General features: G+C 69.1%; 19 protein-coding genes and 1 pseudogene. 16 read left to right on the top strand and 4 right to left on the bottom strand.

The annotated features are described in order from the left end of the window. Positions 1–13: 13 nt before the first annotated feature. From BR31_RS0115865 to BR31_RS28910, 8 genes are all read left to right on the top strand, one after another. On the top strand, positions 14–304 hold the full coding sequence (locus tag BR31_RS0115865) for a WXG100 family type VII secretion target (RefSeq protein WP_027501820.1): 291 nt from the start codon (positions 14–16) through the stop codon (positions 302–304). 143 nt (positions 305–447) lie between these two features. After that, positions 448–1,317 (top strand): dimethylargininase, encoded by an 870-nt coding sequence (ddaH, locus tag BR31_RS0115860; RefSeq protein ID WP_051637473.1) that lies wholly within the window; start codon positions 448–450, stop codon positions 1,315–1,317. Further along, complete coding sequence (gene rocD, locus BR31_RS0115855) at positions 1,314–2,540, top strand: ornithine--oxo-acid transaminase (protein WP_037176859.1); 1,227 nt, start codon at positions 1,314–1,316, stop codon at positions 2,538–2,540. The genes ddaH and rocD overlap by 4 nt, the downstream gene beginning before the upstream one ends. A 172-nt stretch (positions 2,541–2,712) precedes the next feature. Beyond that, positions 2,713–3,156, top strand: coding sequence for a 50S ribosomal protein L13 (rplM, locus tag BR31_RS0115850; RefSeq protein WP_027501817.1), 444 nt, complete (start codon positions 2,713–2,715; stop codon positions 3,154–3,156). Further along, complete coding sequence (gene rpsI, locus BR31_RS0115845; RefSeq protein WP_027501816.1) at positions 3,153–3,677, top strand: 30S ribosomal protein S9; 525 nt, start codon at positions 3,153–3,155, stop codon at positions 3,675–3,677. The genes rplM and rpsI overlap by 4 nt, the downstream gene beginning before the upstream one ends. 118 nt (positions 3,678–3,795) lie before the next feature. Beyond that, complete coding sequence (gene glmM, locus BR31_RS0115840) at positions 3,796–5,136, top strand: phosphoglucosamine mutase (RefSeq protein WP_027501815.1); 1,341 nt, start codon at positions 3,796–3,798, stop codon at positions 5,134–5,136. 186 nt (positions 5,137–5,322) lie between these two features. Next, positions 5,323–5,526 (top strand): PspC domain-containing protein, encoded by a 204-nt coding sequence (locus tag BR31_RS0115835; RefSeq protein ID WP_027501814.1) that lies wholly within the window; start codon positions 5,323–5,325, stop codon positions 5,524–5,526. A gap of 158 nt (positions 5,527–5,684) precedes the next feature. Next, positions 5,685–6,434: an IclR family transcriptional regulator gene (locus BR31_RS28910; protein ID WP_051637472.1), complete on the top strand. Its 750-nt coding sequence runs from the start codon at positions 5,685–5,687 to the stop codon at positions 6,432–6,434. 24 nt (positions 6,435–6,458) lie between these two features. Here the strand turns inward: BR31_RS28910 and BR31_RS0115825 are convergent, their stop codons facing one another. The 3 genes and pseudogenes from BR31_RS0115825 to BR31_RS32470 all read right to left on the bottom strand — a co-directional run. Next, positions 6,459–7,076 carry a PadR family transcriptional regulator gene (locus BR31_RS0115825; RefSeq protein WP_081830517.1) on the bottom strand — a complete coding sequence of 206 codons (618 nt, stop codon included), beginning with the start codon at positions 7,074–7,076 and terminating at the stop codon, positions 6,459–6,461. A gap of 99 nt (positions 7,077–7,175) precedes the next feature. Continuing rightward, positions 7,176–7,493, bottom strand: a complete 318-nt coding sequence (locus tag BR31_RS32475; RefSeq protein ID WP_269321355.1) for an SDR family oxidoreductase — start codon at positions 7,491–7,493, stop codon at positions 7,176–7,178. Between the two features lie 124 nt (positions 7,494–7,617). Continuing rightward, positions 7,618–8,022, bottom strand: a pseudogene (locus BR31_RS32470) (SDR family NAD(P)-dependent oxidoreductase); the annotation flags it as partial. Between the two features lie 285 nt (positions 8,023–8,307). Here BR31_RS32470 and BR31_RS0115805 point away from each other — a divergent pair. The 6 genes from BR31_RS0115805 to BR31_RS0115780 all read left to right on the top strand — a co-directional run bounded on the left by BR31_RS0115805 (position 8,308) and on the right by BR31_RS0115780 (position 13,715). Then, entirely contained in the window at positions 8,308–9,228 is a 921-nt protein-coding gene (locus BR31_RS0115805; RefSeq protein ID WP_027501809.1) for a tyrosine-protein phosphatase, read from the top strand. A gap of 201 nt (positions 9,229–9,429) precedes the next feature. Continuing rightward, positions 9,430–11,265 (top strand): acyl-CoA dehydrogenase, encoded by a 1,836-nt coding sequence (locus tag BR31_RS0115800; RefSeq protein WP_027501808.1) that lies wholly within the window; start codon positions 9,430–9,432, stop codon positions 11,263–11,265. Between the two features lie 14 nt (positions 11,266–11,279). Continuing rightward, entirely contained in the window at positions 11,280–11,957 is a 678-nt protein-coding gene (locus BR31_RS0115795) for an enoyl-CoA hydratase/isomerase family protein (RefSeq protein WP_027501807.1), read from the top strand. Between the two features lie 80 nt (positions 11,958–12,037). Beyond that, the gene (locus BR31_RS0115790; protein ID WP_156042507.1) at positions 12,038–12,283 is read left to right on the top strand and encodes a hypothetical protein; all 246 of its coding nucleotides are present in this window, start codon (positions 12,038–12,040) and stop codon (positions 12,281–12,283) included. Further along, positions 12,280–13,527: a hypothetical protein gene (locus BR31_RS0115785; protein WP_027501805.1), complete on the top strand. Its 1,248-nt coding sequence runs from the start codon at positions 12,280–12,282 to the stop codon at positions 13,525–13,527. The genes BR31_RS0115790 and BR31_RS0115785 overlap by 4 nt, the downstream gene beginning before the upstream one ends. Next, the gene (locus BR31_RS0115780; RefSeq protein WP_027501804.1) at positions 13,524–13,715 is read left to right on the top strand and encodes a hypothetical protein; all 192 of its coding nucleotides are present in this window, start codon (positions 13,524–13,526) and stop codon (positions 13,713–13,715) included. The genes BR31_RS0115785 and BR31_RS0115780 overlap by 4 nt, the downstream gene beginning before the upstream one ends. Here the strand turns inward: BR31_RS0115780 and BR31_RS0115775 are convergent. Further along, positions 13,691–14,515 carry a poly(ethylene terephthalate) hydrolase family protein gene (locus BR31_RS0115775; protein ID WP_027501803.1) on the bottom strand — a complete coding sequence of 275 codons (825 nt, stop codon included), beginning with the start codon at positions 14,513–14,515 and terminating at the stop codon, positions 13,691–13,693. The two genes, BR31_RS0115780 and BR31_RS0115775, sit on opposite strands and share 25 nt — an antisense overlap. 45 nt (positions 14,516–14,560) lie before the next feature. On the opposite strand from BR31_RS0115775, the gene BR31_RS0115770 reads away from it, so the two are divergent. Further along, entirely contained in the window at positions 14,561–15,643 is a 1,083-nt protein-coding gene (locus tag BR31_RS0115770; RefSeq protein WP_081830514.1) for an alpha/beta fold hydrolase, read from the top strand. A 105-nt stretch (positions 15,644–15,748) separates the two neighbouring features. Continuing rightward, positions 15,749–16,882, top strand: coding sequence for a sialidase family protein (locus BR31_RS0115765; protein WP_027501801.1), 1,134 nt, complete (start codon positions 15,749–15,751; stop codon positions 16,880–16,882). The last annotated feature ends 1 nt before the right edge of the window (position 16,883 follow it).

Genomic DNA, 16,883 nt, shown 5'->3' with positions numbered 1-16,883 from the left:
TGTAGGAGGACCCATGAGCGGGACCATGCGTTACGACTTCGGCGCCATCGACGGCGCCCGCGCTGACATCGCCGCCACCAGCGGCAACATCAACGGCAAGCTGGGTGACCTGAAGAGCTACCTCGCTCCGCTCGTCTCCGAGTGGGAGGGCTCCGCGTCGGAGGCCTACCAGGCGCAGCAGGCCAAGTGGGATTCCGCCGCCAACGAGCTGAACCAGGTCCTCGAGGCCATCGGTCGGGCCGTCGGCGCGGGCAATGACGACATGAATGCGACGAACAACAGCGCGGCCGCCAGCTGGGCCTGAGGTCGGCGCGCTGGTCGCGTTCATGCCATGAGGATTCCCCGGTGGAGGAGAGCCACCGGGGAATTCTCGTGTTGGGGCCGGGTCATTGATTCGGGTTCGTCGGACGCGGATACTCGTAGCACCTTCGCCGAAAGGGGCAGGGGATGACGCAGACCGCAGGGGCCGACTCCGGTCCGACGGACGCCCGCCGCGCGCGGCCGCGAAGCTACCTGATGTGCCCCCCGACCTACTTCGACGTGGTCTACAGCATCAACGAATGGATGCGGCCCGAGGATCCCGTCGACACCGCGTTGGCGATGTCCCAATGGGAGCACCTGGTCGACACCTATCGGCGGCTCGGACACGAGGTCCTGACGATCGAACCCGTGCAGGGACTCCCGGACATGGTCTTCGTCACCGACAGCGGGCTCGTCATCGACGGGGTCGCGCTCGGTGCGCGTTACCGAACCGAGCAGCGGGCGGCGGAGGCCGACCACGTGCTGCGATGGTTCCGCGCCAACGGACTGCTCCGGCCCACCCGTCCCGAGTACGTCAACGAGGGCGAGGGTGACCTGCTGGTGGTCGGCGACATCGTCTGCGCGGGAACCGGGTTCCGCACCGACGAGCGCGCGCACGCCGAGGTGGCCCGGCACCTGGGTCGCCGGGTGGTCACCCTGCGACTGATCGATCCCCGGTACTACCACCTCAACACGGCGCTCGGCGTGCTCGACGATCACACCGTCGCCTACCTGCCGCGGGCCTTCGCCCCCGAGAGCCTCGGCGTCCTGCAGGACCTGTTCCCCGACGCGATCATCGCCGAGGAAGCCGACACCGAGTGGCTTGGCCTCAACCTGGTCAGCGACGGTCGCAATGTGGTGCTGCCCAGTCAGGCGCACCGGCTGGCTGATCGGCTCGCGGAGCGGGGCTACACCCCGGTCCCCGTGGACTTCTCGGAGTTCCTCAAGTCCGGCGGTGGGATCAAATGCTGCACCCTCGAACTCCGCGGGTATCGCGAACTGAAGGCGGCTCGATGAGCGCGCGGGTGCCGGTGACCGCGGGCACGCTCGCGGAACTCGCACGGGCGAGGGAGCACAGCGCGCACAACTACGATCCGTTGCCGGTGGTCATCGACTCGGCGCACGGCGCATGGGCGCGCGGCATCGACGGCGTCGAGTACCTCGACATGCTCGCCGGGTACTCGGCGCTCAATTTCGGACACGGTCACCCGCGGCTCGTCGAGGTAGCCCGCGCGCAGCTCGGCACGCTCGCGCTCACCAGCCGAGCCTTCCAGCACGCGGCGTTCGCCGGATTCTGTGAGGACGTGAGCCGACTGTGCGGCAAGGAGGCGGTCCTACCGATGAACACCGGGGCAGAAGCCGTCGAGACCGCGCTGAAACTGGCTCGCCGCTGGGGGTACGACGTCAAGGGTGTCGCCGAGGACAGCGCGGAGATCATCACCTTCGCCGGGAATTTCCACGGCCGGACCATCACCATCGTCGGGTTCTCCACCGACCCCGATGCGCACGACGGCTTCGGCCCGTACCCACCCGGGTTCCGCACCGTCGACTACGGCGACCTCGATGCGCTCGCCGCCGCGATCACCCCGAACACGGTGGCCGTCCTGATCGAACCGATCCAGGGTGAGGCCGGTGTGCTGGTCCCGCCCGCCGGCTATCTCGCCGCGGTCCGGGCGTTGTGCGACGAACACTCGATGCTCATGCTCGCCGACGAGATCCAGAGTGGGCTCGGCCGGACCGGCGACACCTTCGCCTGCGATCACGAGAACGTCGTTCCCAACGTCTACATCCTCGGTAAGGCGCTCGGCGGCGGGCTGATCCCGGTCTCCGCCGTGGTGGCGGACCGGTCGGTGATGGAGGTGATCCGTCCCGGTCAGCACGGCAGCACCTTCGGCGGGAACCCGCTCGCCTGTGCGGTCGGCAGCGAGGTGGTCCGGCTGCTGGAGACGGGGGAGTTCCAGCAGCGCAGTCGCGAACTCGGCGCGTACCTGCACGATCTGCTCGGGCAGCTGCCGGCGGACCAGGTCTCGGAGGTCCGCGGCCGCGGGTTGTGGGCAGGCGTGCAGCTGGCGGCGGGTCAGCCGGGCGCCCGGGTCATCTGCGAGCGCTTGCTGGCCCGCCGGGTGCTGGCGAAGGACGCGCACGAGGGCACCATCCGGATGGCGCCGCCGCTGGTCATCGAACGCGACGAGATCACCTGGGCGGTCGAGCAGCTGGCGGACGCGCTCGGCGAGCGGTGAACCCGACTTTGACCAGGCCCTGACCTGCGCGGTATGGTTCTACGTCGGCGTGCGGTACGGCGCGGCACTCACGTGCCCGTTGTAGTGCGGGTTCTCGGGTCTCCACTGGCCGCCGAGATCATCCGGACCACACGCTGTGGCCAGCAGCTACACGATATGACGAGGAAGTTCTGTGTCTACGTACACCCCGAAGGCCGGAGATGTGACCCGCACGTGGCACGTCATCGACGCCACTGACGTGGTGCTCGGCCGACTTGCCGTGCAGGCAGCGAACCTGCTGCGTGGCAAGCACAAGCCCACCTTTGCACCGCACGTTGACGGCGGCGACTTCGTCGTCATCATCAACGCTGACAAGGTCGCGATCAGCGGCAACAAGCGTGACGGCAAGCTCCTGTACAACCACTCGGGATACCCGGGTGGCCTGCGGTCCCGCACCGTCGGCGAGGTCCTCGAGCGGACCCCCGACCGCCTCGTGGAGAAGGCCATCGTCGGCATGCTCCCGAAGAACAAGCTCGGCAGCGCCATCGCCGGCAAGCTGAAGGTCTACGCAGGCCCGAATCACCCCCACGCCGCGCAGCAGCCGGTTCCGTTCGAGATCAAGCAGGTGGCCCAGTGACCGAGCAGAACGAGACCGCTGAGGTCGTTGTCGAGGAGACCGTGGTGGAGGAGTTCGACTCCGCGGATCAGCCCGAGATCGTCGAGGAGTTCGAGGCCGAGGCGGCCGTCGCCCCCGCAGCCCCGATCTACATCGATCGCCCGATCCAGACCGTCGGCCGTCGTAAGGAGGCGGTCGTCCGCGTCCGCCTGACCCCCGGCACCGGCGAGTTCAAGCTCAACGGCCGCACCATGGAGGATTACTTCCCCAACAAGGTGCACCAGCAGCTCATCAAGGCCCCGCTCGTCACCGTGGAGCGCACCGAGTCCTTCGACATCGTTGCCCTCCTGCACGGCGGCGGACCGTCCGGACAGGCAGGCGCCCTGCGTCTGGCCATCGCCCGGGCCCTGATCGAGGTCACCCCCGAGGATCGCCCCGCCCTCAAGAGCGCCGGCTTCCTCACCCGTGACGCCCGCGCCGTCGAGCGCAAGAAGTACGGCCTGAAGAAGGCCCGCAAGGCATCTCAGTACTCGAAGCGCTGATGTGTCGCCGATGCCGGCCCCGAGGGTCGGTATCGGCACCTGTTCACCAACAAGAGCAGGCGTCCAGCAGTACCGGACGCCTGCTCTTGTCGTAGCGAAGACAGAGGGGTCTGCTTACATGGGTCGGATGTTCGGTACGGACGGTGTGCGTGGCTTGGCGAATGCGGAGCTCGACGCCGAGTTGGCGCTGCGGATCGCGGGGGCGGCAGCCTCGGTGCTCGCGCTCTCCGAGCGGGGCGCGCCCCGACCGACAGCCGTCCTCGGACGAGACCCCCGCGCGAGCGGTGAGATGCTCGAGGCGGCTGTCACCGCCGGGCTCACCGCGGCTGGCGTCGACGTCATCAACGTCGGTGTGCTGCCAACGCCTGCCGTCGCCTTCCTCACCGGTGCCTACGACGCCGCGCTCGGCGTGATGATCTCCGCCTCGCACAACCCCATGCCGGACAACGGCATCAAGATCTTTGCGGCGGGTGGGCACAAGCTCGACGACGAGTCGGAAGACCGCATCGAGGCCGCCATCGCCGACCGCGACCTGATCCCGCGGCCGACCGGTGCCGGGATCGGTCGCGTCCGCACCGCGGTCGACGCGGCCGAGCGGTACCTCGAGAATCTCGCTCGCGCCACCACGCACCGAGTCGACGGGTTGACCGTGGTGGTGGACTGCGCGAACGGCGCCGCCTCGACGGTCGGCCCGGAGGCCTACCGGGCGGCAGGCGCGCGGGTCATCGCGATCCATGCCGATCCTGACGGCCTGAACATCAACGACGGCTGCGGCTCCACCCACCTCGACGAGCTCAAGACCGCGGTGCTCGCGCACGGTGCGGACCTGGGCATCGCGCACGACGGGGACGCGGACAGGTGCCTGGCCGTCGATGCCACCGGCGCCGTGGTCGACGGCGACGCGATCATGAGCGTGCTCGCCCTCGCCATGCGCGAGTCCGGCGAATTGGCCCAGAACACCCTGGTCGCGACGGTGATGAGCAACCTCGGCCTGCACATTGCCATGCGTGAGGCGGGTATCGAGGTCCGCACGACGGCGGTCGGCGACCGGTATGTCCTCGAGGAGCTGCGCAACGGTTCGTTCAGCCTCGGCGGCGAGCAGTCGGGACACGTGGTGTTGCCCGGCTTCGGGACCACCGGCGACGGCGTGCTCACCGGGCTCCGGCTGATGGGCCGGATGGCCCAGACCGGCAAGTCGCTGCGCGAGCTGGCCGCGGTGATGCGCACGCTGCCGCAGGTGCTGGTCAACGTCCAGGTCACCGACAAGGCCGCGGTCGCCTGCGCGCCCTCGGTGCTCGAGGCGGTCGCCGAGGCCGAGGCGATGCTCGGCGAGGCGGGCCGCGTGCTGCTCCGCCCGTCCGGCACCGAGCAGTTGGTGCGGGTGATGGTCGAGGCCACCGAGATCGAGATCGCGCAGAAGCTGGCCGACGGGCTCGCGGACCGGGTCGCCTCGGTCTAGGACGCAGCGCGCCCGCGGTCCGGAATGGGGGTGAACCCCGAACCGTTTCGGGGGATTCGCCTCATCCTCCAAGGGGATACCCCGAGGCCGAAATCAACCCTCAGCGCGATGCGGTGGCGGCACCGACTCCCGAATAGTGGAGGACAACGCAGCGAGCCGCTGCACCGTCCGCCGAAAGGGAGCGCCATGACCACCCAGACCACCAGCCGTCGCCTCACCCGCGCCCGTACCGGGAACATCTTCGGCGGTGTCTGCGCAGGCCTTGCCGAGTATCTCGGCTGGAAGCCGTGGCTGGTGCGGGCCCTGTTCGTCGCCTCCTGCCTACTGCCGGGTCCGCAGTTCCTCATCTACCTCGCGATGTGGATCTTCATTCCGAAGAGCGAGATCTGACCAGTTTCCGACTTCTCCTCGAAGAGCACCGCCCGACACCAGTCGGGCGGTGTTCTTCTCTGCACCCCTGTGACCCGTTGCACACGCGCGGCCCGATATGACACACTTCCGATTAGAAATAGCCATGTCACAAGGTTGGGGGCGGGGAAGGAGTCCGGATGGATCGGGAAGTCCCGGCAGAGTCGGCCACCAGTACTTTGGAGCGCGCCTCGCTGGTCCTCGATGTCTTCGACGGTGGGAGGCGTCTGAATCTGACGCAGATCGTGCTGCGGACGGGGCTGCCCCGTTCGTCGGTGCACCGGATGCTCGAGCGGCTCGTGTCGTTGCGGTGGGTGATCCGGCAGGGCAACGAGTACGGACTCGGCCTACGGATGATGGAGCTCGGTTCGAGCGCCGTGCACCACGATCCGCTGCGACAGGCGGCCCTGCCCAGCCTGCAGTGGCTGCACCGGACCACCGGATGCATCGTGCACCTCGGGGTGCTCGACGGAACCGACGTGATCTACCTCGAGAAGATCGGCGGGGAGCTCGCCGCCGCGGTCACCTCGCGGGTGGGTGGCCGGCTACCCGCATACTCGTCGGCGGTCGGCAAGGCGATGTTGGCTTCGTACGATTGCGCGATACTCAAGTCTCCTGGGCTCGTGACGGTCCGCGAGACCGGCACCGCCTACGAGCGTGAGGAGTCCCTGCGGGGGTTCGGCTGCATCGCCTCGCCCATCGGTCCGCCCGGCGGCCGTGAGGCGGTGGCCGCCGTCTCCATTTGTGCGCCCATCAACCGGGTGGTGTCGGAGGATCGACTCCGCTTTCCCGTGCGGACGGCCGCCGCTCAGATCTGGCGGGAGTACAAGGACTCGCAGGGCGGATCGGCGCGACCGCCGCTCGTGCGCAGTCACTCCGCGTCGATGTAGGCCAAGCCCCGGTCCCGGCAGGAGTCAGTCCTCCGCGGCCGGGGCGCCGTCGGTCACCTCGCCGACGCGCCAGCTGCCAGGGGCGATCGGCCTGGGCAGGTCCCACTCGTCGAACTCCTCGACGCGACTGTATTCCCTTGCCGCGGTATCGATGTCCTCGAGCAGGCCGCGGGCCAGGTCGATCTCGGCCTGGAAGTAGCGCTGCGACCACCGCAGGCTCAGTGCGGTGAACGCCCATGCCGGGTCACGATCGGACCTGGCCGCCTGCGCGCCTGCCCGGTCCCGGATCTCGCAGAGGTTCTTGATGTGCTCGGTGACAAGGAATTTCAGGTGTTCCGGATCGTTCAGGTGTCCCATCCAGAGTCGGAGCACGACGCCGTGCTTGAGGACCGGCAGTTCCACGGGTGCGCTGTGTGACCAGGCCCGGATCGCGCCGACGCCCGCATGGGTGATCTCGTAGACGCGGCGTGCCCGGATACCCGGTTCACAGACGACAGTGGACCTGACCAGGTCCAGGTCCTCGAGCTTCTTGAGCTCCGAGTAGACCTGACTCAGGGACGGACCCCAGTAGAAGTACTTGACGCTCAGATCGGCCCATCGCTTCAGATCATTGCCGGTGAGCTTCTCCCCGAACGTGAACATCCCCAGCACCGCCCATGCGGTGGCCGGGAGTTCGGGGTACGACGCGGAATCCGGTGTGGGCTCAACCACGGCTGGAGAATAGCATTCGGCGGCCGAGGATCAGCTGCGCTGACGGTTCGGTACGCGCCCGGCGAGCAGCATCTCGACGGTAGCGTCGCCGTACTCGTCGCGCAGTCGGCCCGTGACGTCCGGGGCACGGCGCATGTGCGCGCCACCGTCGACGGTGACGGCCGTACCCGTGACCCAGGATGATTCGGGCCCCGCGAGGAATCGGATGGCGCCTGCGATGTCCGTTGGCACCCCGAGTCGCCCGAGGGGCGTCTGCTCGAGGAACGCGGTCGGCCGGTCGCCCGTGAAGCTGGCCGCAACCTTCGGATTGTCCGGTGAGTTCACCAGACCCGGCCTGATGCAGTTGATCCGGATGCCGAGATGGCCGAACTCGTCTGCTGCCGTTCGGATGAGCGCCTCGAGCCCGGCCGCTCATGTACGGAAACGTCTGAGTCGCGATGACCGAAGAGGTGAACACCATCGATCCGCCGCCGGCGGTCGCCATGGCAGGCACGCACGACTTGATCGCGACGAAGGCGCTGGTGATGTTGATCTGCAGTTCGTCGGTGAAGCCCCGCGCGTCGTTCATCAGCAGGGGGGTCGTGCTGCCCCGACCCACCGTGCTCACGCAGATGTCGAGCCCCGCATCGCCGCTCGCCCTCTCCACGGCCGCGGCGACGTCCTCCTCGATCAGCGAATCGCCGACGATGTGATCGACCCGGGCACCGGCGGGCGCCCGCGCGGCCAGTTCCGCCGCGAACGCGGCGATCCTCGCCTCGTCTCGGCTCATGATCGTCACGGACGCACCAGCCGAGAGCAGGGCGCGGGCACCCGCGCCGCCGATGCCACCGGCGCCGCCGATGAGCAACGCAGACTTGCCGCTGAGGCCGAGTTCCATCGTGTGCACCTCCGGAGGGTGGGCGCGTTGTCGCTGCCCTGAGGCCCCGAGGCTAGCGATGTCCTCCGAGGGTTCACGGTGGCGATGTCCGCTCCGCGGGAAATCCCGGCTGGCGCCGTCGGTGCTCAGAAGTGCACTGCGACAAACGATTCGGGTGGACTTCTGCCGTGGCAGTCCAGGGTTGCGAGTTTGTCCGCTCGGCGGGAAATCCCGATTCGCTGCAGTGTGCCGCGGTCCTACGTTCCGGTTGGCAGTTCCTGTCAACCCGACGAAAGAAGGTCCTTCATGTCTCGACGCGGTACCAGGGTCGCGACCCTGCTCGTCACGAGTTCGGTGCTGTTCATGGGTTCGGCCGGTCTCGCGGCGGCCCAACCCGCCCTTCCCCCAGTGCTCGGCGGACTCCTCGAGTCCGGTTCGGCGGGGCTGGGGAGCCTGGCCCCCGTCGCGGATGCCCCGCGGCTCGAGAGCGTGGACAACTTTCGCGATGTCGCGGGCACCGGAACCGGCTACCCCGCGGCGCACGGTCGGCAGGTCGCCAAGGGGGTGTTCTATCGCTCCAACGCGATAGCACCGAACGATGCGGACCGCGCGACCCTCGCGGGCCTCGGCCTGGCCGTCGCCTACGACCTGCGCAGCCCTGGGGAGGTCGCGAAGAAGCAGGACCGCCTCCCCGACGGGGTTGCGTACATGAACATCCCGATCCTCTCCGGCAACGTCGACGAGGCCGAGATCCTCGCAGGTATCCACACGCCCGAGGACGCTCGCGAGGTGATGCGCGCGGGCAACCGTGCGTTCGTCACCGGTGAGGTGGAGCGGGCCGGGTTCGGGAAGCTGCTCACCGAACTGGCGAACACCGATGGGCCGCAGGTGTTCCACTGCACCGCGGGCAAGGACCGCACCGGTTGGGCGTCGTACCTGCTGCTGAGCATCGCCGGGGTGGCGCAGGGGACGATCATGGACGACTATCTGCTCACCAACGAGTACGCCAGGGACTCGATCGCGGCCACGCTCGCGCACATCGAGCAGGGCCAGGGGCGGGAGACGGCCGCGAAGATCGCGCCGTTGATCGGGGTCGATCAGAGCTATCTGCAGGCGGGTATCGACCAGTTGGTCACCTCCTACGGCACGGTCGAGAACTACCTGACCGCCGGGCTCGGGCTCAGCGCGGACACCGTGACCACGCTCCGGCACAAGCTGATCGGCTAGCCGCTCGCGCCTCCGATCGGTGGATCACAGCGTCGACGCCGGCCCTGAATGAGTCGCCCCGCCTCAGGCGGGGCCGGTGGACGCCGCGGGAGACGAGATGACGTCGGCCGACCGTCGCGTCCTGCCTACCTACGGTTGCGTACTGATCCGCGACTCGGGCAGGCTTTTCCCGCATCGACCACATACCGCGGGAGAGATGACATGGGGCACTACAAGAGCAACGTGCGCGATATTGAGTTCAACCTGTTCGAGGTGCTCGGAATCGGAGAACTGCTCGACGGTGGCGCCTACGGCGACCTCGACACCGACACCGTGCGCAACATTCTCGCGGAGGTCGCGAGGCTGGCCGAGGGGCCGGTGGCAGCCTCCTTCGTCGCCGCGGATCGGCATCCCGTCGAGTTCGACGCGCAGAATCACTCGATCGTGGTCCCCGAGCCCCTCCGCAAGACGGTCGAGGCCGTGAACGAGGCCGGCTGGTCGCGACTCGGGCTCCCCGAGGGCATGGGTGGCGTGCCCGCTCCCGCTCCGCTGGTCTGGGCCATCGGCGAGATGCTGGTCGCGGCGAACGGATCGGCGAGCTTCTTCAACATGGGTCCGCTGATGGCCAGCGTGCTCTACACCGTCGGGACAGAGCAGCAGATGCACTGGGCCAAGGCCGGATTCGAGCGCGGCTGGGCGGGCACCATGGTGCTGACCGAACCCGATGCCGGATCCGATGTCGGCGCGGGCCGGACGAAGGCGATCGCGCAGGACGACGGCACCTGGCACATCGAGGGCGTCAAGCGGTTCATCTCCGGCGGCGACGTCGGTGACACCGCCGAGAACCTCTTCCATCTGGTGCTGGCCCGTCCCGAGGGCGCGGGCCCTGGGACCAAGGGCCTGAGCCTGTTCTACGTCCCGAAGTTCCATTTCGATCCGGACACCCTCGAACTCGGTGAGCGCAACGGCGTGTACGTCACCGGCGTCGAGCACAAGATGGGCATCAAGTCGTCCCCGACCTGTGAGCTCACGTTCGGGGCCACGGACGTTCCCGCGGTCGGCTGGCTCGTCGGTGACGTGCACAACGGCATCGCCCAGATGTTCCAGGTGATCGAGAACGCTCGAATGATGGTGGGCACCAAGGCCACCGGGACGCTGTCCACCGGGTACCTGAATGCACTCGCCTACGCCAAGGAGCGCGTGCAGGGCGCGGACCTCACCGAGATGACGGACAAGACCGCACCCCGGGTGACCATCACCCACCACCCGGATGTGCGCCGCAGCCTGGCGATGCAGAAGGCGTACGCGGAGGGTCTGCGCGCCGTGTACCTCTACACCGCGGCGCACCAGAACGCCGACGTCGCCGAGTTGGTGTCCGGTGCCGACGCCGAGCTCGCGGAGCGGGTGAACGACCTGCTGCTGCCGATCGTCAAGGGTGTCGGCTCCGAGCGGGCCTACGAATTGCTCACCGAGAGCCTGCAGACCCTCGGTGGCTCCGGCTATCTGCAGGACTACCCGATCGAGCAATACATCCGCGATGCCAAGATTGACACCCTGTACGAGGGCACCACGGCGATCCAGGCGCAGGATTTCTTCTTCCGCAAGATCGCCCGCGACCGCGGTGTCGCGCTCGCACACGTGTCGGGCCAGGTACGCCAGTTCATCGACAACGCCGCGGGCAACGGCCGTCTCAAGACCGAACGGGCGCTGCTCGAGAGCGCGTTGACCGACGTGCAGGAGATGGCGGGGATCCTGACCGGGTACCTGATGGCCTCCCAGCAACAGCCGACCGAGCTGTACAAGGTCGGGCTCGGCTCGGTGCGCTTCCTGTACGCCGTGGGAGACCTGCTCATCGCGTGGCGCCTGCTGGTGCAGGCGGATGTGGCGCTGGCGGCCCTCGACGGCGACGCGCCTGCCAAGGACCGGTCGTTCTACCGGGGCAAGGTCGCCGCCGCGTCGTTCTTCGCCAAGAACGTCCTGCCACACCTGGCCGCGACGAAGGTGGTCCTCGAGACGATCGACAACGAGATCATGGAGCTGGAGGAAGAGGCGTTCTAGCGATGGGAAGCCTCATGTCCGATCGACTGATCACCGTCTCGGCGCCGATCGACGCCGCGGTGACGATCACGATGAACCGGCCCGAGAAGAAGAACGCGCTCTCGATCGCGATGCGCGACCAGATCAGCGATGCGCTGGACGGACTCGCGTCCGATGAGGCCGTCAAGGTGGTGATCCTCACCGGAGCGGGCGACGTCTTCAGCGCAGGATTCGACCTGCGCGAGTTCGGATCCGAGGATCCGGACGTGCAGGCGGGGCTGTGGCCGTCGAGCGACCGGTTTCATCGCACGGTGCTGCAGCACCCGCTGCCGATCGTGGCCGCGGTGAACGGGCCTGCCCTGGCCGGAGGGTTCGATCTCGCGGCGATGTGCGACATCCGGATCGCGTCCGTCACCGCGCGCTTCGCCCACCCCGAGCAGTCGTTCTCCGATGTCGTCTACGGCCCGCTGCACGACCTGGTGGGTGGCGCGGCGGCGCGATATCTGTGTCTGTCGGGACGGTCGGTCGACGCGGGGGAAGCGCTGCGGCTCGGAATCGTCAGCGAGGTCGTCGCGGCAGGGGAGCTGGCCGCGGCCGCGCGGGGCCTGGCGCGCGACATCGCTCGTGCTCCGCGGGACATTCTCGTGCGGACCAAGGCCAAGGCCCTGCGTCGGGCGAGCGGACCGGCGGGTACCGCGACCCTCGAGCTGTGAGCCTGTGCCACCGGAGGGAACCGAACCGGCCCCGGCTGCGTCTGTACTCGTGACAGGTGTATTCGGCGGGGGGAGTCGCGGTGGGGGAGCGTTTCGAACTGGACGTGGCGGCGCTGCACACCGTCACGGCGGGGTTCGTCACCTCCGCGGCAGCACTGGACGCGGCGGTGGCGGCGCTGCGGAGCCGTGACGAACGGTTCGCGGCTCCGGTGCGGGCCTGGGCGGAGGCGACGAGGTCGAACGCCGACCGGCTGGAGCGGACGACGACCGAGTACCTGCGGCAGGAGCGGGAGAACGCCTGGTCCGTCGGCGGGGCGGACCGGTGAACGCCGCCGCGTCGGGCGAGCTGGCGTACTTCGCCCGGTTCCTGCCGCGGCTGGGGTCCGTGACCGAGCCGACGATCGACTACGACCAGCTCGGCGAGCGGTACTTCGGACGCATCGAGGGTGATCTCGCGGCGCTGCGCGCGGACGCGGAGGTGGTCGGGGCAGCGGTCGACACGATGCGGGCGCAGTGCGACGCGCAGCGGCAGCTGATCCTCGGCCTCGCGGCCGGATGGGAGGGCGCCGCGGCCGACTCGGCGCGGGCGGCGCTCGATGCCGACCTCGATCGGGCCCGTGCGAGCACCGAGGCCATGGCCGCCGTGCACGCGGCCCTGCTGGCGGCGGCCGACGTGATCGCGAGGGTGGTCGCCGCGAACGCCGCGCTGATGAGCGAACTCGACGCGACGCAGATCGGCGGGCGCACCCCGGCGGAGGTCGACCTGATGATCGCGGTCGCGCGGCTCGAGCCCGGCGATCACGCGTGGGGGCTGCTGCGGCAGGCGTCGGGTCTGTTCGCCGAGCTGGCCCCGATGATCCCGCCCGTGGTGCGACCAGGGGCACTGGTCGGCGACCGGCTCCTCGACGTCGCCGTCGACCTCGCCTCGACGTGGTTGAGCGAGGTGTTCGTGCCGCACGTGCAGGCGCAGCTGGCCGGCGTTCTCGAGCTGTGCGATGCGACGGCGCTGGCGGTCGAGGGCGCGCACCGGATGGTCTCGGACGCAATGGAACTCGCCGGGTCCGATCCGAATGGAACCGGTCCGGTCGACACGGTTGCCGATCCCGTCGCCGGATCCACCCCGGCGGTTCCTGCGCAATCGCCCGTCTCGCCGGTGACGGCCGGCGAACCGACGGTGACGATGGTCGTCGTCGAGACCACCGACGGTCAGACCCTGCAGCTGGTGCGGGACGACGCCGAGCCGAGAACCTACCGTGTCGAGATCGGCGCCGACGGTGAACCGTTCCTGTGCGAATGCGGTTCGCGGGCACCCGAATCCGCGCCACAGCCGGTGTCGCCTGATCTCGCCGCGGTCACGGCGGATCGTCCGGTGCCCGAATTCCCGGCGTCGGAACCCCCGGCGTCGGCGCCCCCGGTGCCCGAATCCCCGCCACCGGCAATGTCGCCGGCACCGCCCTCACGGCAGGCTCGCGACGGCGGGTCGAAGGCCCCCGCATCGACCCTCGACGGGCAACCGGCAGGCCCGGCACCGGAGTCGGGGGCCGAACTGGCAGAGGCCGGTCCGCTGTGAGGGACGGGCCGACGGCCGAGTCGGTGCTCGCCGAGCATTCCGCCGCGCTGGATCGGATCCGGGTCGGCATCGCGGACGCCGATCTGGCCGCCGAGGCGCGTTCACGCCAATTGTGTTCCGCGGCAGTGGATCGACCGGCCGCGGAGACGGAGCCCGGCGACGGCTACCCGGTGAGCTGGCTCGTCTGATCGGCCGCCGGTTCGACTACCAGGGAGCCGGGGAGGTGGGCGCCGGGCAGCGCGAACTGTTCGTACCGGGTCTCGCCGAGCAGGTGATAGAGCAGGTATCCGGTCAGCAGTGCGCGCGTGGTCTTCTGCGTCCGGCGCTCCGAACCGCCGAGGCCGAGCGCGCCGAGCAACCTGCGGCCCTCGGGCAGCCCGCCTGCGGAGCCGCCGTCGACCGTTCGCAGGATCGCCTGACCGCCCCAGGCCTCGGCGATCGCGCGGGCGTTGCAGTTCAGCGAATCGATGTCCTCGCCGCCCGCGACGATCAACCCGGGACCGGCGATGGCGGCGGCGGACTTCTCGGCAGACGGCGCGGTCGGTGCGGGGAACAGTGCGGCGACGGCCGCGGCCGGGCCGTGCTGGGCGGCCGCGATCACCGCTGCGCCCGCCCCCATGCCGTGGCCTGCGTAGGCGACCCGGGTCGGGTCGACGCTGATCTTCCCCGGGCCGAGGCGCACGCCCGCACAGATGTCGACCGCGGTCCGCAGGTCCGCGGCGAGGCCGAGGTGTGAGGGGACCGGCGTGCGCTGGGTGGCGGGCGCGGCCACGACCAGGCCCCAGGACGCGAGGTGGGTGAGGGTCTGGGCGTACCGGTCGACGCCGGTCATCCAGCCGTGTGCGAACGCGACCGCAGGCAGCGAGAAGCCTTCCGCCGGTGTGTACACCACACCGGGCTGGCCCGCGAGGGAGAGGTCGCCGCGCAGCACCTTGTGCGGACCGCGCTTAGATAGCTGAGAGGCCAGGGTCTTCGGAGTCGGCGCCACGAGGATGACCGTATCCGATCGAGAACCACGAGGGAGAAGCGACAGGTGTTTGGCATTCCGCTACCGGTGCCCCGTGATCTGCCGCGCGCGTTCGAGAACGTGTGCGCCCGGCTCGGGTCGAACGGGCTGGCGGACCTGCGGCCGACGCCGTCTGAGGTCGTCGACTCGAACGCCGAGCGCACGATCCGTCGCTTCCGCTCCGCCGACCGTCCGGCGACGGGCGTGCCCCTGCTGTTGGTGACACCTCTGGCCGCCACCTCCGTCGCTTTCGACCTGCGTCGCGGCTGCAGCGTCGTCGAGTACCTGATGGAAACCGGCCGTGACGTGTACGTCGTCGACTACGGCCCGGTGAACTTCCAGGACCGCAGCCGCGGCTTCGAGCACTGGGTGGACGACGTCATTCCCGATGCGGTGCAGGTGGTCAGCGACGACGCCGACGGTGCGCCGGTCCATCTCGCCGGCTGGTCGCTCGGCGGGATCTTCGCCGTCTACGCAGCCGCGGCACATCCGGAGCTGCCGTTGGCCTCGCTCACCCCGATCGCCAGCCCCTTCGACCTGCGGCAGGTTCCGTTGTTCGCGACGCTGCGTCCGCTGGACCGGCTGTTCGGTCCCTACACCGTCGCTCCTCTCTACAAAGCGCTCGGCACCATCCCTGCTCCGCTCACCAGCCTCGGCTTCAAGGCCGCGAGCGTCGACAAGTACCTGACCAGGCCCTTCACCATGCTCGCGAACCTCGACGACCGGGACCACCTCGAACAGCTCGAGGCGGTGGACCGCTTCATGAACAGCATGTACGCGTATCCGGGTCGCACGTTCGGCCAGCTCTATCACGTGGTGATGCGGTCGAACGAGTTCGCGACCGGCCACATGGAGATCGGTGGCCGCCGGGTGAGCCTGAGCGACATCGACGTACCGACCATGGTCATCGCGGGCGCTGGCGACGGGCTCGCGCCGGTGAAGGCCGTCCATCACCTCACCGAACTGCTCACCGGGGCGCCTTCGGTCCGCTTCGGTGCGTACCCGGGAGGGCACCTCGGCGTGCTCACCGGGCGCGCGGCCCGCGAGACGATGTGGCCCGCGCTCGCCGACTTCCTCGATCGGTCCGAGCCGGATATCACAGCACAGTAACTGCCGTTTGCGCACAGAAATCCGGATGTCGCGAAAGCATCACGATCGGGGGTTCCGGTCTGTTTGAATTCGCGGGAATTTCCCCGACTATCCGGACGGTGCCCCATGCGCAGAGCGGCATATTGTCTCGCACTCTCGTTCCTGTTTCTCCTGGTCGCCGGTCCAACGCCCGCCGTAGCGCAACCGGGCCCCTCGGTGCTCGGGGTCGGGGAGTACCCGCGCCTGGTCCGGCTCAAGCAGTCGGGCACGATCCTGGCGTCGATGACCAGCCGCGATGCGCAGGGCTACTTCTCGCCGATCCTCGAGAGCACCGACGACGGCGCCAGCTTCCATCCCATCGGCGCGATCCGTGACCCCGAGGCCAACTCGGGGCTGTGCTGCAGCACCCTCTTCGAGGTGCCGCAGCAGGCCGGCCTGCTGCCGCCGGGGACGCTGCTGTGGGCGGGCACGGTCGGGTACGAGGCGGGCCGCGACCGGCGGATCGCCATCAAGGTGTGGGCGAGCTGGAACGGCGGCCGGGACTGGGTGCCGCTCGGCGTCGCGGCCAGGTCCCCGAACCACGAGGGCGTCTGGGAGCCCGAGTTCGTGGTCGATGCGGCGGGGACCCTGTGGCTGTACTACGCCGATGAGACCGAGATGCCCCGGCACTCACAGGTGCTGAGCAGGGTGTCGTCTGTCAACGGCCTGGACTGGGTGAACAAGGAGGTGATCCTCGCGCGGGATCCGCAGCGCGTGCGTCCCGGCATGGCCGTGGTGACCCGGCTGGCGGACGGGCGGTTCGCCTCGACTTACGAGATGTGCAATTTCGGCGCCGAATACTGCAGTCCGTACGTCAAGGTCTCACATGACGGCGTCAACTGGGGTGCGACGACCGACCCGGGGGTCCGCGTGACCACCGCAGACGGCAGCTACTTCCAGCACTCGCCGTACCTGCAGTCCGTGCCTGGCGGGCCGAACGGCACCCGACTGGTGCTCGGCGGCCAGACGTATGTCGGCAAGGACGGCAAGCCGTCCGCGAAGAACGGCAGGGTGCTGCTCGCCAACGACAACTTCGGGGCGGGCAACTGGTTCGAGATCCCGGCTCCGGTGGCGGCACCGAGCGCGAAGAACAAGACCTGCGCGAACTACAGCTCTCCGCTGCTGCCGGTGGCGGGTGGATCCAGGGTCCTGCAGGTCGCCGTCGAACTGCACAACGGGGTGTGCACCGCGTTGTTCGGCACCGGCCCGGTCACACCGTGAC

This window comes from Rhodococcus sp. UNC363MFTsu5.1, assembly GCF_000686785.1.
Classification (GTDB): Bacteria; Actinomycetota; Actinomycetes; order Mycobacteriales; family Mycobacteriaceae; genus Rhodococcus_G; species Rhodococcus_G maanshanensis.
This window is presented reverse-complemented; position numbering and strand designations above follow the sequence as displayed.

Bases quoted from the DNA above. Each gene is read 5' to 3' on its own strand.
- BR31_RS0115865 (WP_027501820.1), top strand. From the start codon at position 14: ATGAGCGGGACCATGCGTTACGACTTCGGCGCCATCGACGGCGCCCGC.
- ddaH (WP_051637473.1), top strand. From the start codon at position 448: ATGACGCAGACCGCAGGGGCCGACTCCGGTCCGACGGACGCCCGCCGC.
- rocD (WP_037176859.1), top strand. From the start codon at position 1,314: ATGAGCGCGCGGGTGCCGGTGACCGCGGGCACGCTCGCGGAACTCGCA.
- glmM (WP_027501815.1), top strand. From the start codon at position 3,796: ATGGGTCGGATGTTCGGTACGGACGGTGTGCGTGGCTTGGCGAATGCG.
- BR31_RS0115835 (WP_027501814.1), top strand. From the start codon at position 5,323: ATGACCACCCAGACCACCAGCCGTCGCCTCACCCGCGCCCGTACCGGG.
- BR31_RS28910 (WP_051637472.1), top strand. From the start codon at position 5,685: ATGGATCGGGAAGTCCCGGCAGAGTCGGCCACCAGTACTTTGGAGCGC.
- BR31_RS0115825 (WP_081830517.1), bottom strand. From the start codon at position 7,076: ATGTTCACGTTCGGGGAGAAGCTCACCGGCAATGATCTGAAGCGATGG.
- BR31_RS0115805 (WP_027501809.1), top strand. From the start codon at position 8,308: ATGTCTCGACGCGGTACCAGGGTCGCGACCCTGCTCGTCACGAGTTCG.
- BR31_RS0115800 (WP_027501808.1), top strand. From the start codon at position 9,430: ATGGGGCACTACAAGAGCAACGTGCGCGATATTGAGTTCAACCTGTTC.
- BR31_RS0115795 (WP_027501807.1), top strand. From the start codon at position 11,280: ATGTCCGATCGACTGATCACCGTCTCGGCGCCGATCGACGCCGCGGTG.
- BR31_RS0115765 (WP_027501801.1), top strand. From the start codon at position 15,749: ATGCGCAGAGCGGCATATTGTCTCGCACTCTCGTTCCTGTTTCTCCTG.